At 57.7% G+C, this 14,230-nt stretch carries 19 protein-coding genes; 6 read left to right on the top strand and 13 right to left on the bottom strand.

The window, feature by feature from the left end; translation table 11 throughout:
• Positions 1-49: 49 nt before the first annotated feature.
• The 12 genes from AC07VO_RS00515 to AC07VO_RS00460 form a co-directional block, all read right to left on the bottom strand.
• The gene (locus AC07VO_RS00515) at positions 50-994 is read right to left on the bottom strand and encodes a S49 family peptidase (RefSeq protein ID WP_495007435.1); all 945 of its coding nucleotides are present in this window, start codon (positions 992-994) and stop codon (positions 50-52) included.
• Positions 991-2,262 carry a phage portal protein gene (locus AC07VO_RS00510; protein ID WP_495007434.1) on the bottom strand — a complete coding sequence of 424 codons (1,272 nt, stop codon included), beginning with the start codon at positions 2,260-2,262 and terminating at the stop codon, positions 991-993. Before AC07VO_RS00510 ends, AC07VO_RS00515 begins: the two co-directional genes overlap by 4 nt.
• A gap of 2 nt (positions 2,263-2,264) precedes the next feature.
• The gene (locus AC07VO_RS00505; RefSeq protein WP_495007433.1) at positions 2,265-2,450 is read right to left on the bottom strand and encodes a hypothetical protein; all 186 of its coding nucleotides are present in this window, start codon (positions 2,448-2,450) and stop codon (positions 2,265-2,267) included.
• On the bottom strand, positions 2,447-4,261 hold the full coding sequence (locus tag AC07VO_RS00500) for a terminase large subunit (RefSeq protein ID WP_495007432.1): 1,815 nt from the start codon (positions 4,259-4,261) through the stop codon (positions 2,447-2,449). The genes AC07VO_RS00505 and AC07VO_RS00500 overlap by 4 nt, the downstream gene beginning before the upstream one ends.
• A complete protein-coding gene (locus tag AC07VO_RS00495; RefSeq protein WP_477810133.1) occupies positions 4,224-4,715 on the bottom strand; it encodes a phage terminase small subunit P27 family in 492 nt (163 codons plus the stop codon). The genes AC07VO_RS00500 and AC07VO_RS00495 overlap by 38 nt, the downstream gene beginning before the upstream one ends.
• Before the next feature lie 193 nt (positions 4,716-4,908).
• Positions 4,909-5,268 (bottom strand): HNH endonuclease, encoded by a 360-nt coding sequence (locus tag AC07VO_RS00490; RefSeq protein ID WP_495007431.1) that lies wholly within the window; start codon positions 5,266-5,268, stop codon positions 4,909-4,911.
• A complete protein-coding gene (locus AC07VO_RS00485; protein WP_237882082.1) occupies positions 5,258-5,608 on the bottom strand; it encodes a phage holin family protein in 351 nt (116 codons plus the stop codon). The genes AC07VO_RS00490 and AC07VO_RS00485 overlap by 11 nt, the downstream gene beginning before the upstream one ends.
• A gap of 234 nt (positions 5,609-5,842) precedes the next feature.
• A complete protein-coding gene (locus AC07VO_RS00480) occupies positions 5,843-6,313 on the bottom strand; it encodes a hypothetical protein (protein WP_495007430.1) in 471 nt (156 codons plus the stop codon).
• 340 nt (positions 6,314-6,653) lie between these two features.
• Positions 6,654-9,356 (bottom strand): bifunctional DNA primase/polymerase, encoded by a 2,703-nt coding sequence (locus AC07VO_RS00475; RefSeq protein ID WP_495007429.1) that lies wholly within the window; start codon positions 9,354-9,356, stop codon positions 6,654-6,656.
• Positions 9,353-9,559 carry a TraR/DksA C4-type zinc finger protein gene (locus tag AC07VO_RS00470; protein ID WP_121103596.1) on the bottom strand — a complete coding sequence of 69 codons (207 nt, stop codon included), beginning with the start codon at positions 9,557-9,559 and terminating at the stop codon, positions 9,353-9,355. The genes AC07VO_RS00475 and AC07VO_RS00470 overlap by 4 nt, the downstream gene beginning before the upstream one ends.
• A complete protein-coding gene (locus AC07VO_RS00465) occupies positions 9,552-10,040 on the bottom strand; it encodes a phage regulatory CII family protein (RefSeq protein WP_495007428.1) in 489 nt (162 codons plus the stop codon). The genes AC07VO_RS00470 and AC07VO_RS00465 overlap by 8 nt, the downstream gene beginning before the upstream one ends.
• A gap of 140 nt (positions 10,041-10,180) precedes the next feature.
• Entirely contained in the window at positions 10,181-10,429 is a 249-nt protein-coding gene (locus AC07VO_RS00460) for a transcriptional regulator (RefSeq protein WP_495007427.1), read from the bottom strand.
• 106 nt (positions 10,430-10,535) lie between these two features.
• Between AC07VO_RS00460 and AC07VO_RS00455 the strand changes: the two genes are divergently transcribed.
• Positions 10,536-11,306, top strand: coding sequence for a S24 family peptidase (locus AC07VO_RS00455; protein WP_495007426.1), 771 nt, complete (start codon positions 10,536-10,538; stop codon positions 11,304-11,306).
• A gap of 53 nt (positions 11,307-11,359) precedes the next feature.
• Here AC07VO_RS00455 and AC07VO_RS00450 read toward each other — a convergent pair whose 3' ends face one another.
• On the bottom strand, positions 11,360-11,758 hold the full coding sequence (locus AC07VO_RS00450; RefSeq protein ID WP_495007425.1) for an HIRAN domain-containing protein: 399 nt from the start codon (positions 11,756-11,758) through the stop codon (positions 11,360-11,362).
• A gap of 425 nt (positions 11,759-12,183) precedes the next feature.
• Here AC07VO_RS00450 and AC07VO_RS00445 point away from each other — a divergent pair, with 425 nt between their 5' ends.
• The 5 genes from AC07VO_RS00445 to AC07VO_RS00425 all read left to right on the top strand — a co-directional run bounded on the left by AC07VO_RS00445 (position 12,184) and on the right by AC07VO_RS00425 (position 14,217).
• Positions 12,184-12,450, top strand: coding sequence for a hypothetical protein (locus AC07VO_RS00445; RefSeq protein ID WP_495007424.1), 267 nt, complete (start codon positions 12,184-12,186; stop codon positions 12,448-12,450).
• A 10-nt stretch (positions 12,451-12,460) separates the two neighbouring features.
• Complete coding sequence (locus tag AC07VO_RS00440; RefSeq protein ID WP_495007423.1) at positions 12,461-12,736, top strand: hypothetical protein; 276 nt, start codon at positions 12,461-12,463, stop codon at positions 12,734-12,736.
• Complete coding sequence (locus AC07VO_RS00435; protein ID WP_495007422.1) at positions 12,733-13,116, top strand: hypothetical protein; 384 nt, start codon at positions 12,733-12,735, stop codon at positions 13,114-13,116. Before AC07VO_RS00440 ends, AC07VO_RS00435 begins: the two co-directional genes overlap by 4 nt.
• Entirely contained in the window at positions 13,113-13,355 is a 243-nt protein-coding gene (locus AC07VO_RS00430; protein ID WP_495007421.1) for a pyocin activator PrtN family protein, read from the top strand. Before AC07VO_RS00435 ends, AC07VO_RS00430 begins: the two co-directional genes overlap by 4 nt.
• Before the next feature lie 118 nt (positions 13,356-13,473).
• Positions 13,474-14,217 (top strand): DNA cytosine methyltransferase, encoded by a 744-nt coding sequence (locus AC07VO_RS00425; protein ID WP_495007420.1) that lies wholly within the window; start codon positions 13,474-13,476, stop codon positions 14,215-14,217.
• The last annotated feature ends 13 nt before the right edge of the window (positions 14,218-14,230 follow it).

The raw sequence follows: 14,230 nt of genomic DNA, 5'->3' as shown, positions 1-14,230 counted from the left end.
GCATAAAAAACCCGCACAAGGCGGGTTTTGACGACTGCCGCGAACGCGGTCAGATCTGGGTTTGAAAATTCAGTGCAGCTGCTCGGACCGAAAGGCGGCCTTGCTGGCGGTTCGCTCGGCTCAATGCCACCGAGTTGGATAAATCATCGACGGCTTGTTGCGGGCTCTGCATGCGATCGGCAAGGCCCGCCGCAATACCAGCCTGCCCTCGATACAAGCCCGCCTCAGTGGCAATGACCTGCTGCACCGAGAGCCCGCGGTAGTCGGCAATCGCATTGACGAAGAGCTGATAGCTCTCCTGCACAACATCGTTGAGGTACTTGAGCGACTGGTCGCTCAGCGGTTCGTGAGGGCTGAGGTCATTTTTGTGAGCGCCGGCAAACACGGTGGTCACCTTGACGCCCATCCCTTCCTCTTGCTTGGATCGGTCCATGTGACTGGCGATGACACCGATGGAGCCGACGCCACTGGTCTGGCTCACTACTAGCTCACTACAGGCCGCACCGATCAGGTAGCCGCCGCTGTAGGCCATAAAGTTGACGATGCCGGTGATGGGCTTCTGTTGGGCCATGGCGCGAATGTCAGCCGCCAACTCGAACGCGCCGACGGCAGAACCGCCCGGGCTGTCGATATCCAACACGATGCGCTCGACCATCGGATCCGCGACAGCGTTGCGAATCTGCGACCGAAGAGTTTCATAGCTGGTCATCGTCTCGCACATGCTGACGTGGCTGCCGCGACTGACCAACACGCCACTGACCGGAATCACCTCGATGCCGGTGCGCGCGATTGCCATCCGACGCTCTTCTTCACGCTGAGCGATTCGGTCCATGCCGTCATCCGACCACAGGTTGGCAACGCCCTGACCACCGATGTTGACGATGTTCAAGCTCATCGCCTGGTTTGCCCAGCGAACGCCGAGGTCCAACATGTCAGGCGTCACCAACAGCGGCTGATTGAACAGCAGGCTGGAGGCTCGCAGGTAGTTTTTCATTGCGCCAGAATCCTCTCTATTTCAGCGTGCTGCAGTTCGAGCTGCGCTCGCACGTTGGGGTTGGTCAAGTCAGGGGCGCCCTTGCCTGCATCCACCATGTTCAGCGGTTGCAGGTAGATATCACCGCCTGGTACCGGAGGCATGTTCTCCAGCCGGCGGATGTCGTTGACGCTGAGCCAGCCCCACTGGCGGCCGATGGCGTAGGCCTCATAACGACTCTTCTGATCACCGCGCAGCAGGCCGGACAAGTTGAATTCGATGAAGTACTCGCGCCGGTCAGCGGGCAACAGGAAGTCGCGCATCATCGACTGTTCGTGACGCTTGACCCAAGGCAACAGGGCGAACACCACGAACTGAATCATCAGCTGTTCAAGGGTGTTGTAGTTGGACTTCTCCAGGTCGTTGACCATGGGCAGCGGGATCTTGTAAATCCGGGCGATGTCGGTGCCAGTGGTTTTGAGAATGCCCAACACCTCTGCGTCCACGTTGTTCATGGAGACGGGTTTGAAGGTCATTCCCTCTTGCAACAGTGCAACCTTCTTGGCGTTGTCCATGCCCCCAAACTTCTGCCCCCACTGATCGACGATCTTGTCGATGCTGCCTTGATCCTTGATCGCCGGGGCTTCACGTGGGCGCTCGATCACGCCTGACACCGTCACACCGTTGGCGAAGCTTTTGCCCGTGTATTGCCGCACCGCCTGAGCCAAACCCAGCGATTCGGCATGCACCTCAATCGGCGACAGCCCCACGTAATGGTTGGTACTGAACCACCGAACGTGGTGAATCATGCGCATAGGCAGTGCTTCGCCGCCGCTGATCCGGTAATACGGCAGCATGTCGCCGCCCTTCAGCACCTGCACCTTGCCGTTGCACAACGGCCAGAGCGCCGCGACGTTCCCGTCATCCCGACGATCAATGAAGCTGTAAGCGTTGCCCCGCAAGCCGGCAGCACCTTGCGTGCACTCCCTGTATTCATACGGCGTCTGAAATCCGTTCGGCTGGTACCGAAGGACGTCATACGCCGGATGGTTGATGGCCGCTTCACGCTGACCTTTATCCAACCGGCGGTACATCTCGCAGGGCAATTGCCCCATGGTCTCAGCCAGCAACGTGACGCAGTTTTGCAGAATCGGCAGGCCCAGCGCCGACTCGGGGGTGACTCTCACGCCCGAGCTGTTACGCCCACCACCAAGAAGACCACGCCAAAAGCCGCCGCCCGTTTCTGTGAGATTTCCGCGCCCCTCGCCGAGCACGCTTGAAAAGAACATGCTCAACCTCCTCGGGGTTTGGATTTGGCTTTCAGTGCGGCGGATGCGCGATCAGCAAGGAATGACCAGGCCATCAAGCCTAGGCCTGCGACGATGCAGGCAGCCGGCGTACTGATCATTGCCACGCCGTACACCAGCAGACCGAAGCCCAGCAGACCGGCCAGCCATGAAAGGATGACCAATTTCATATACCCGCCCCTTCGTCGTAGATGGATTTGCCACTCGGCCCAGCAGCCTTGCTGCTGATTCCGACGGCCATGATGGATGCGACGATGCCGTCGATCCGACCGGTCGCCTTGGCCTTGTCGGCCTTTCGGTTGTTGGCTGGATCGGAAACGATCACCGCGTTGCCGGCGCACCAGGTCATTACCGGGTTGCCGTCGTGACGCAGGGTTTCAACTGTCTCGCTTTCAATAACCTCCCAGTCATCGGGATCAAGATCGATTACGTCCTGCTCAGGGGCCAGGCCCAGCAGACGGCGTTCAAACTCATCCACCGCCGGCCCCATGTCCTTGTAGCCCTGGCCGAAGCCCACCATTTCCGGTAGCGCGATGTCGTACTCGGACATCAGCTGCAGCAGGTCTTCAATGCGCCACCGGTCATAGGCAATGCGCTCAACGTCGAAGTACGCGGAGATCGTGACCAGGCGACGCAGCACATGCAGCTTGCTGATGGCCCGGCCCGGGGTCGTTTCAAGGTGCCCATCTTTAACCCACATGGCGTAGGGCACCTTGTCGCGATCTTCGCGCCCTTGCAGGTCGTCGTCCGGGATCCAGAAGTACGGCAGCAGCCGCCAGTGCGGATCGTGTGGGGCAGGCCAGAAGATCAGGACAAATGCAGTCAAGTCCGTGGTGCTGGCTAGATCGAGTCCGCCAACGCATCGGCGGTTGCGAAGTAGCCGCATTGGTACACGTTCTTCGGCCTGCTTCCAAACACCCCAAGAAATCCACGGGGCATCGGCTTGCGTCCACTCGCAGAAGTTGAGACGGCGCACCACCGACTCCTGAGCCGGCAATCCTCGGGCCGACTGGACCTGCTCACGCAAGTACTTGCGACCGGGGATGCCATCGCTTTGTCCTTCGGCGATGTAGTCGAGCGATGGGTTGACCTTGGCCCAGCAGGCTTCGTCCTTGAACGGGTCGTCACCTTCATCCAGCGAGCAGATGAAGGCGAAGAAGCTGTCGTCATCTTCGATGGCCGCGCAGATCCGCACGCCCAGATCGTGGTACTGGCCGCAGACCGTCTTCTTGTCGGAGCCACTATTGGTGATCATTACCACCATGGCTTTGCGGCGGTTCTTGGTACCGGCGCGCATCATGTTCACAGTGGCCGCGCTCTTGTGCTCGTGCACTTCATCGAGCAGCCCAATGTGGGGCCGTGGGCCGGACTTGCCTTCGTCGGCACTGATCGGCCTGAAGAAGGAATTGGTGTTCGGATAAAACAGGTTCCAGACTTTTTCGTCGCGCCCCGACTGCACGAGTCGGGAGCGAAGTTTTTCCGACATGTCCACCATCGACACGGCATCGCGAAACAAGATCATCGCCTGATCGCGCTTGGTGGCCGCCGCATAGATTTCAGCGCGCTGTTCACCGTCGGCAACCAACCCGTAAAGGCCGATCCCACCAACCAGTGGGCTTTTACCAGAGCCCTTGCCAGTCTCGATGTAGCCCAATCGGAAACGCCGATAACCGTCAACGGTCATCCAACCAAACAAACTTCCGACCACGAATGCCTGCCAGGGAGCGAGCAGGAAAGGCATGCCTTCGTAATCGCCGCCGTTGAGGCAAAGCACATCTTCGAAAAAGCCGATCGCACGATTGGCTTTTGCCAGATCCCAAACCAACCCGCGAGCCGGTCCGTGTTCGAGGTCACGCAGATGACGTTTAGAGGCGTTGCGAACGTTGGGACCGGCGACAATTTCGCCGGCCAGTACGGCATGGGCAAAGGCGGTGACGCGATCATCAACTGAAGTATTTGTCTGCGGCGTCTCGTTGCTCATTGGGGAATAGCTCACCTTGCGGCGCCGGCGTGGTTTTCAGATTGCGCCGGGACATTGGCGACAGGCCAAACTGAGCGCCGGCGGCGTTGGCGCGCTTTTCGGCGTCGTTCGCCAGCTGGCGGAGGACGTGCATTTGTTGCGCGCCGGTTTTGAAGGTCTGGATATCGCCACCCAATTCGTCATCGGATGCAGCGTTGCGCTTGGTGATCAGCCGCTGGTAGCGGCGCCAGTCAGCCGCGGCTTGGCAATAAGTCGCCAGCGCCATCGAATCCAGGTTCGAAACGATACCGAGGGCGATCAGTGCGGGAACCAACTGTTCCCATTCAGCTATCGCCTCTGTCGACAGGACGTCTGGCATCGGCGGTGCCCCAACGGGGACCGCCGGGGAAGTGGCTTCGGCCAGCAGGTCACCGAGATTTTCCCGGCCCCGATTTCCCTGTAAAAGTTTGAGCACCGCTGGTTTTCCAGGGCGACCCGAGTTTCCGTTTCCGGCCATAAATATCCCTGCCTATTGATACCCCCCTCCCCTCATTTTTCCCGACTTTGCGAAGAGAGGGGGGCGAGCGGTCTAGAAGGAATTCGGGGCGAAGTTTTTCACCCCCCCTGCCCATGGGCGCGCCCGTTTTTGGTGCGCCGCCGACAGGCGGTCACCGGTTCCAATGGTGGCCCGGGTCGAGCGGTCGGCCGTCATCACGACAGCCGGGGAGCCGTCCGCTCCTCTCGATCCGCTGCTTCGTCGAGTCGTGGCAGAACTTGCACAGGCTCGCCCAGTTCTTCGGGCTCCAGAACAACTTCCATGCGGCTTTGATGCGAACAGGATCGCCGCTGTCCTTGGCGTCCTTGAGCTTCGGCGCGATCTTGTGGTCGACAACCGTCGCCGCCACTGGTCGTTGATCAGTCGAGCACATGGTGCAATAGGGATGCTGACGTAGATGACCATCACGAGACTTCTGCCACTTGTACCCATAACCCCGCTCTGTGCTGCTGCCTCGCCGATCACTGCTCATGCTGACTGCTCGGCGGGACCTCGCACAGGCCGGCCTTCTTTGCCAGCCAACGAGCGTACAACCCGCTGGCTACATCGGCGCCGAGGCAAGCCACGACGCTGCCGATCGCTGCAGCCGTCATCAGGCTACAGCTCAAGGCAGTGGCAAGCATTACCGTCGCTAGACCAAATACGGCCGAAGCGCCGAAGCGCAACAGCACCCGTTTGATCAACACCGGCACAGCCATCCCTGCCGCATCAGCGCGCCACATCTCCCCGGTTAAACCCGCAAGCGCCACCAGAATCAGCAGCCAGGTAGGAAGATCGGCCAGCGACTGCTGCACCTCCTGTTCAGTCGACATGCGTTGCCTCCTCGGCGACGGAAGAAAAGCCCTACTGTTTCGGGCAAGGCTGGCGACCCGCATAAGGATCGCAGCACAAATGAAAAACCCCGCCGAAGCGGGGTTAGGGTGACCGGCTCAGGGTGGGCCGGGTGAAGCTGCACAGCACGTGCGAGGTCAGCGCCAAGGCGCAAATTTCATATCGTGGTGACTTTTTACCCCCTGAGTACGGAACCGAAAAGGGGGCATTTTCGGTTATCCGGCTCGATGCAACTTTGACGCAACTTTGAGGAGACTTTGAGGCAAAACGCCCCGACCAGCGGTAAGCCACTTACGGGCATCGGCACGCTCGGTCAGCACCTCCAGCAGCCGCTCATGCAGGCGGTGCACCTGGTCGTAGTAAGTCTGTTTCGCTCTCGACTCTAACCCCAGCAGGTGCAACTGCATAAGCCAAGTCGGCGCCGGATCATCGCCATAACGCAAGGCTGCCAACCGCTGCAACCGCTCACCACGCTCATCCTGCCGAGCGATCTCCGACAACGCGGCGGTGATCTCTTGAGCAACACCATCAGGGCCAGCTCCAGCACCGAGGATGATCCGCGAGCCAGGCGTGCCGCGAGGTGCGCATCCGCCCCACTCCATGATCGTTGCCATCGGGCTGCCCATGCCGCCGCTTTCGCCGTTGAGACGGCATTGCTCGCCCCAGTGCTTCAACAGTACTTCCATTTCCTCAATCATCGCCCTTCCCCCCGAAAAACCGAACCCAACACAGAAAACCCGCAACCTGACACAAACCCAACACAAATCAATCCTTTTAAAATCAATACCTTTATTAGCTTTGAGTTGAGTGTGTTGGGTTTGTTGGGTTTATTGGTCCTCGCATAAGGAAAAAATCCCGCCCTTATTTTCGATGCAATTAACGTCACGTATGCGCGTGCGCGACGACAAACCCAACACACCCAGCACAACAGCCGGAAAGCCGCATAAACAAAGGCCTGAAATTGTGTGGGGTACCAAAAACCAACTCGACACACGCCCGACACACCCAACACACATTTAGGCGCACTCATGCTGCAGCCGCCTTGACGTGTTCCCAGTTGTCCACGTTCCAGCCGGCCAACTTCGCCTGGGCGCGCCAGCTGGTGACCGTCTTGCCCAGATCGGCCGCCTTCAGTGATGGGGGCTGGGAAGCACCGGGGTCGTTCGGAAAGAAAAACGCACCAAATCGCCTGTTGCTGACTTCGGTCCAAGGGATAGATCGGGTCTTGTCCACTTCAGAACCGATGAACAGCGAGAACTTCGTCTGGCTCATCACGTGCTCTTTGTTGCGGTGACACCATTCAAGGAACAGCGAATAAAGGTCGGTCGAAAGGCATACTCCCCACAGATCGCGCCCCAGCTCGCCGTACTTCCAAAGGTTGAGGAATGTTTGCCAGCCGGCCCGACTCAACGCCACCAGGCGTTCACGCGCCGCCGTACTCGGTGGCCGAGTGCGCTGGTCAAAATCACCGAGGTCAACCGACAACAACCAGCCATACAGAGCCGCTACCCCGCCGTTTTTCAGCTCCTGACCGATAGCCTTCTGGCGGTCTTCCGGCAGGGTAAGCTCTGGCCACATCACCAGCATTCGCCGGTCACTTTCGCTGATGGGCCACGGCATGATCTCGTTGCTCAGGAAAACCGCGTTCATATGGTTGGCTTCTTCCCAGCCATTGATGAACTTCGATTCCATACGTACCGTCTTGCCGGTGATCAAATGTTTGATCTTGCCCACCTGGTTGTAGCGTTGATCGCGACTGACGACCTCTTCAAACACCGACCAGAGCTTCCGGCTTTGCCAGGCATTGAAGTTACTTTCAAGCTGGGTCTGTCCAACGGTGGCTGCGTACTGACCGTAAAGCATGCCCATCGCATCGGCGAACAGCAGGCTTTTACCAGAGCCCTCCATGATCGAGTGCATCAGAACAGCCGTGTCCATCTTGGCGCCGAGGTGTTGCAACGGGTACGCCATCCACCGCGTCAACCACCGAGCGGCGTCCTGATCATGGTTGCAAAGGAACGAAATCAGCCAGCGCAGGTTTTCGCAGGCGGCTTCATCATTGATCGGTTCAAGCGGCAGGCCATCGAAGGTGTTGATGTAGACGTTCGGGTCTTTGGTCATTGTCGGGTCAAAGACGATATGGTCGACATCGACCACCCGACGCTCGCTACTGTTCAACCACAACGGGTACGTATCCCCCAGGGCCATCTTCACGGCGCCCTCTGCTACCCGCCGCTTTTTCTCGCGGTCCCAAACATCTTTCGTGCCATCGATGTACACGTATCGCTCGGTCGGCGGCATGCCGAAGGCACCGCCTTTCTTGCCTGCCATGCGTCGAGACTGTTCGATGTCACGCACATGGTCATCGGATATCAGCTTTCGACGCTCGGTGTCCTCCAGCCACTGTTTCGCCAAAGGCTTACCGACACGCGCTTCAAATGCCGACTTTTTCATAACCCGCGATTGGTCGAAATCCCACACGTGCGTGGTGCCTTCTACCAATGCAAAACGCCGAAGGACGTGATCGAGCGTCAGCACCTCCCCCGCGCCCCCATTAGGAGCCGAAGCAGCCTCGCTGGCGACGTCATTCGGCGAGCCCGGCTCGCTCGTGTCATCGGATGGGGTCGGGGGAAGATCACGCGGATCAGGCCGCGATGAATGCTGCATACCCAACATACGCGCGGCGTCCTTAACCGCCTTCGACTGGTCACCGCCGTGCTCGAGCAAACAGAACACCTCGAAGGCGTCATTCTGATGCCCGTTCGCGAGCGGATCGGCGCCGTGGTGCGAGTAAACTTTGCCCTCATCACTGATTGTCACGCCCGGCAGGCCAGTGCTGCTCTGCGGGTAAAGCCACTTGCTGCCCCGTTTGATGTAACCGTGGGTACGCAAAAGCTCTGAGACGTCGTGGCAACGATTGAACTCATCAATTACCGATGGAGGCTTACCTGCCGTAGGAGCAGGACGTTTGTTGACCTTCGCCGGCGGTACTGTTGACTTGACCGCCCACGGGCACGCCGCCTCAGCATCACGCTTGAAGATGTCCCAGTGTTGCCAGATGTTCAGCAGATCGTTGGTGAGCGTCGGCAACCCGTCCGCGGCGTTTGGTGGGGTTTTCCAGGTGTAAGGCTTGCCGGTACCCGGATGAATCGACGGCGGGAATACGTCCTGCACCAGGCCTGCACGCAGCTCAAACACCGTAAAGCGCTTGAACGGATCGGCTTCGGCACGCGCCGCGGCTTCCCCTGCAACATCGCCCTGCTCTTTCGCAACCTTGGCCTTATCCATCAAACCTTTGAAAATCGAACCATCAGGGTCGTTTTCATTCGGCCAAGATAAAGAATGCCGGGTTAGCTCAACGCCTTCCGGCAGCTTGAACAACACCCGAAAACGCGCAGGGTTACCGACAATGGTCGGATACACCACCGCCATGGCATCCAGATCGAGGCCCAGCAGTTCGTACAGCACATGCCGCGTCCACTGAACGTCATCGACATCCAACGAGCAGACACGACTCGGTCCGAGTACAACACCGAGGTTGTGAGTAGGGTTTCGTTGCCAGAACGCTTCAGCCGTGGCGGCATCAGTGAAATAGCCGCCGGGTTTGTTCCAACCCATACCCTTTGGGACTTTTTCACCTGGCTCAATGGACACTAGGGCGAGGTCGAAAGTATTGATGTAACGCTTTGCCCATGTGGCGATGGCTATTCCTTTGGCCGGTTCACTCATCGCCGAGCCTCCCGCAACCCCTGACAGTCAACGCAGGTTTGGCAACCTGCAATCGTCTGCTGTCGAAGCAACGGGATAGCTTCGTCGCAATCCGCACAAAACTGCGCGCTGATGCGGCTTGATGGCGCACGGCGGCTGCGCTGAAGCGCAACGTCGAGCAGGTATTGCGCCTGGTCGTTGGCGCGATCGATATCGTCAGCCATGGATGCGATCCTCCATCGCCTGACGGGCACCCGCCATGATGCCGAGGACTTCGCGGATCACGTCCATGCCCTGCTTTTCAAGATCGAGGACTTCGTGAAGCTCCCAGACATTGTCGGCAGCACCATCGTGCATTGCGGCCACGAATTCACCAGTTTCGCCGAGCAGCTTACCAACGGCCTTCAAGGCATCGCGTGTTGCCGGTACCGGTACTGGGCGATACCAAACCGCACCCGCCGGCCGCATGAGCGCGTCGAGCAAGCGCGGATCGGCTGTCAGCCTGATCACCTCCTCAAGCTCATCAGGATTCAGCCAGCGACGCTCTTCGTCGAGCTTGAGTTTCTTTTGAAGGGTGTCGTTATCCAACACCATCTCAAAGGCAAGGGCGGTGATTCCGCCCTTATAGTCACGACCAGCGCGATAGATCGCCTGACGTAGAGGAAGGACCGGACCTGCGTCCGGCAAAAGATCTGTTCGACTCATAACCGTAAATTCCCCGTTTACGGCCTAGCCATAAGAAAGGGTACGCCCTATCCTAAGACCACGACCGATGTGCATGTGCTGTGTGTCGTCGTAGCTGGGCTGGGGGATTCTTTGGTGAGAGGTCCCAGTCCCAGCACCTATCAAGCAGCTTTCAGGTCTTCGGGTAGCAGAAAGACGTCTGGACGTAACACGTCACGTGCAACTCCCGTCAACCGTTCTACCCTTAAAACCAATTCAGCAGGCAACTCACCTTTTCTGAACCAATAGGAAACGAGTTGCTGCGATACCGGCCGATCTTCGGTTGATACCAGCAATGCGAAAGCGGTCTGGCCACCTGCAACTTCTATCGCCTTAGCAAGGGCTTCTCGCATGGAGTCAGAAATGCTCATAGCAACCTCAAAACGGAAAGTACGACGTGAGCTTACAATAATTTTTGTAAGCGTCCAACGTGTTTTTACGTTTGATGAAATACAAAAGTTTTTGTAGCCTTCTTGAATGAATGATCTCTCCCCGACACCAAGCCCTCTCGCCCAGATATTCAAAGCACGCCGAGAAGAGCTAAACCTCACTCAAGAAGATGTCGCCAAAAGGGTGACCGAACGCTTGAGGCCGCCGAAAAAGCTCACGCAACAGACCTATGCCGCGTTTGAGAAGGGGAAATCCCAATCTTCCAAACACGCTACCGTGATCGCCGACGTGCTCAATTTGCCAATGGGAATAGTGATCGAAACCCTGTCGCCTGGAACATTTCAGTACGGCGTAGCACCTGAGACATCTAAACATCAAGCCAACGCATCGCTAATTGTCGAGCCCGTGCGGGTATGGGATGAGAAACCTCCACTTGATGATGAAGTAGAGGTTCCCTTGCTCATGGAAGTACAAGACGAAACTGGCGGTACCGCGATTCAGCAACGAGGCACGGTAAAGCTTGGAATCGACAAGCCAACACTCCTCCAAATGGAGATAGAAGCGGCGGATATCGTTTGTGCAAGAGTTTCCGGTAACTCGATGGATCCTGTTATCCCTGATGGCAGCACTGTGGGAATAGACAGAGGACGCGTTACGGTGAAGGACGGCGATATCTTCGCAGTCAATCACGACAACCAATTGAGAGTAAGGATGCTATATCGCTTGCCGCGGGGCGGACTTAGGATGAGATGCCTGAATCGTGACGAGTATTCAGACGAAGAATATTCTGCAGTAGATATTGAGGCCGAAAACATTCAGATTCTCGGGCGTGTTTTTTGGTATTCCGTGCTGAGGTAATCGCACTGCCTGGGGGAAATCCTATCACTGGAAAATTTCCCCAGACCCTCTAGCTATGCGTCCTCCATAGCCTTCTTGGTAGGCGGCCAACTTGCTACAACCTCAATTGAAACTCTCGGAAACGTCCTATCCATTGGTGCGAAGTAACTTCTCACATACGCCTCCTCGATTTGCCCTCCTTTCGCAAAGCGCTTGCTAAAACTCTTCGCCCAGTGCGCGCTCAAATATCCGATCTGATAGCTTTTCCAGGTGACAAACCACCTCTTAACCTCGATGAACACTGCAATGGCGTTAGGATCTTGTGCGTTCTGTGGCTCCGGCACCAACAACACCGGCATCCCCTCCTCCACGAAACGCTTGATGATAGACGCGCGGCTAGCACCATCTGGATTATTGAAGCCAGTTCCTTTGACCGTGAGCTGGTAAACAGCTCCGTACTCGACATCTTCCATTTTGGGTCCCTAGATCAATCTCCCGAAGATGTGAATTTACCGGGTATCGTTCTCCCAAGCAGCATTTACACAGCGAATTAGAAAATTTTGGGGTAAAGCCGTCAGAAAAATTCCTCGTCTTCTTTTCGTCAGATACCGGTTGTTGTGTCAAGAACCATAAAAACAAAAAATACCGTTGACCTAAATACAAAAATACACGTATCGTTTATTTGTCCTTCTCACCAAAGAGCACGAGACATGCAAACGACACAGCACAGCACCACCCGCTGCCCGGTGTACCTCCACCCTGCAGCATGTACCAGCCCCGCAGCGGTTGATGCCATTCAGAAGCACACCGGTTTGTTGGTCATCGTCACCCCTGGCTGCCGCCTCGCACCTGCGAAACAGGATGCGAACTCCACCGAGCCATTAGGGGGTGATGCCGCATGAACAAGTTCTCCATTCCCTTGGCTCGGCAGGAACTCTTGCACCACATGCTCCAAGTGGGCGGAGATGCCATGTGTGGTTTATCTAAGCCAGAGCAAACGATCCAGGCAGAACTGACTGTGGAGTTCACTACCGCACTAACCATCGTTCATGTCGATGTGGCCGGGCGCACAGACACGATCAAGCTGCGCCGCAATGACAGAGCCAATCACCTGCATCTGCGGGACTTCATTCAAGAAGTCGCCAACAAGCCAGATCCAGCCTGAGGACAGCGCCATGAACCGCACCCTGGAGGAAACGACCGCCGTGCTCGGCCTCAAACCCCGAAAGTTCCGCGACCAACTGCGCGCCCTTCGTGTTCTGACGCAAAGCTGTGACCTGGTCAGCCACCACCGTGGCGGCGGCCATTTGTTTTCAGATCCGCGCAGCGTCCAGATCGGCACCACCAACCGCTACAAGCACTACGCCGTGGTGATGGTCACCGAGGCCGGCGTGCAATGGCTTGCCAAGAAACTGGGTATCACCATCACGAACAAGGACGCCGTCGCATGAAAACCAATCAAGCCAACGCGTACACCCAAGCCCTCGGCGCCCTGAAGTTGATCCCGATATTCCTCAACTGCCCCGGCGTCATCAGCCGCGCCACGATGATCGGCGCCTCGACTGAGGCTGTTCAGCTATTGGAAAGCATGCCGGTACTGAGCTCCGACCTAGCCGAGGTATTCCGATGCGTAAACAATGTCATCCAAGACGGGCAAGTGGCCTATGTCACCCCTACCAACTCGCCGGAGTATCCATTCGGTGCCGTTGTAGCTGACGAAAAGGGCCACGTCTGCGCCGCCGGCATGAGCAAAAGCAAAGAGGGTCTGGCCGAATTGATCCGCCTGAAGCTGGGGCCTCGCTCGGAGGGGTTCGGGGAGGATGCAGCGTGAGCAACACCCTCGACCAACTCCGCAAACAGTTCGCCACACCCTGCCCATCACTGACGGCGGTACGGGAGCAGTACTTCACGCATATCCGCACCGACCGCTACCTGTTGAGCGAAATTAAGGCCGGTCGCATCCAGCTGATAGTGACGCGGCTGCACTGCTCAACCCGGGCAAAGCCGGTGGTGTACCTGCACAACCTGGCCGACTACCTCGATGCCCAAGCAACGAAGGCGGCAGCCTGAATTCAACGGTAGCCCCCTGCCGCCCAAGGGCAAACAACATGCACTCAGTGAGGAACACAGCACATGCAAACTGAAACCTACATCATCCTGTTCGAACTGCCGGCCGGTTGGGCCGCGTGTGAATGAGCTGGCTCTTTTCGCGGGCGCTGGTGGAGGAATACTCGGCGGCCACCTACTGGGATGGCGCACCGTCTGCGCCGTTGAGCGTGATGCCTACGCCGCACAGGTTCTGGCGCAACGACAAACCGATGGACTGCTCCCGGCTTTCCCGATTTGGTCTGACGTGTGCAGTTTTGACGGGCGCCCATGGAGAGGCCTTGTTGACGTGGTTTCGGGGGGATTTCCTTGCCAGGACATCTCGGCCGCAGGTAACGGCTTGGGGATCGCGGGATCTCGCTCCGGCCTGTGGCGGCAAATGGCACGAATTACCGATGAGGTACGACCGCGGTACATCGAGCTGGAGAACTCACCATTGCTTGTGGGAAGAGGACTTGCCGTGGTTCTCGGTGACCTTGCCGAAATGGGGTACGACGCGTGGTGGGGTGTTATCGGAGCGGCTGATTTCGGAGCGCCCCACCAGCGAGACCGGATCTGGCTCATTGCAGAAGACACCAATCAGAAGGTGGCCAACGCCCGTGGCCAGCATGTCGAAGGGATCCTCCCTTGCCGCATTGACTCGCAAGTCCGGCGCCGACCGCTCGAACGATCGCCTGGATCACGCAGTAATGGCATCGGATGGTGGTCATCTGAACCCGGAATGGGTCGAGTGGCTGATGGGGTGGCCCATCGGATGGACCGACTTAAGGCCCTTGGCAACGGACAGGTTCCAAGAGTGGCAGCAAATGCATTTTATGAACTTTAAAATCGAGGTGCCA

Source organism: Pseudomonas sp. GW821-FHT03E01 (assembly GCF_059420765.1).
Note: the sequence above shows the minus strand (reverse complement) of the source record. Positions and strands in the feature narration are given on the sequence as shown.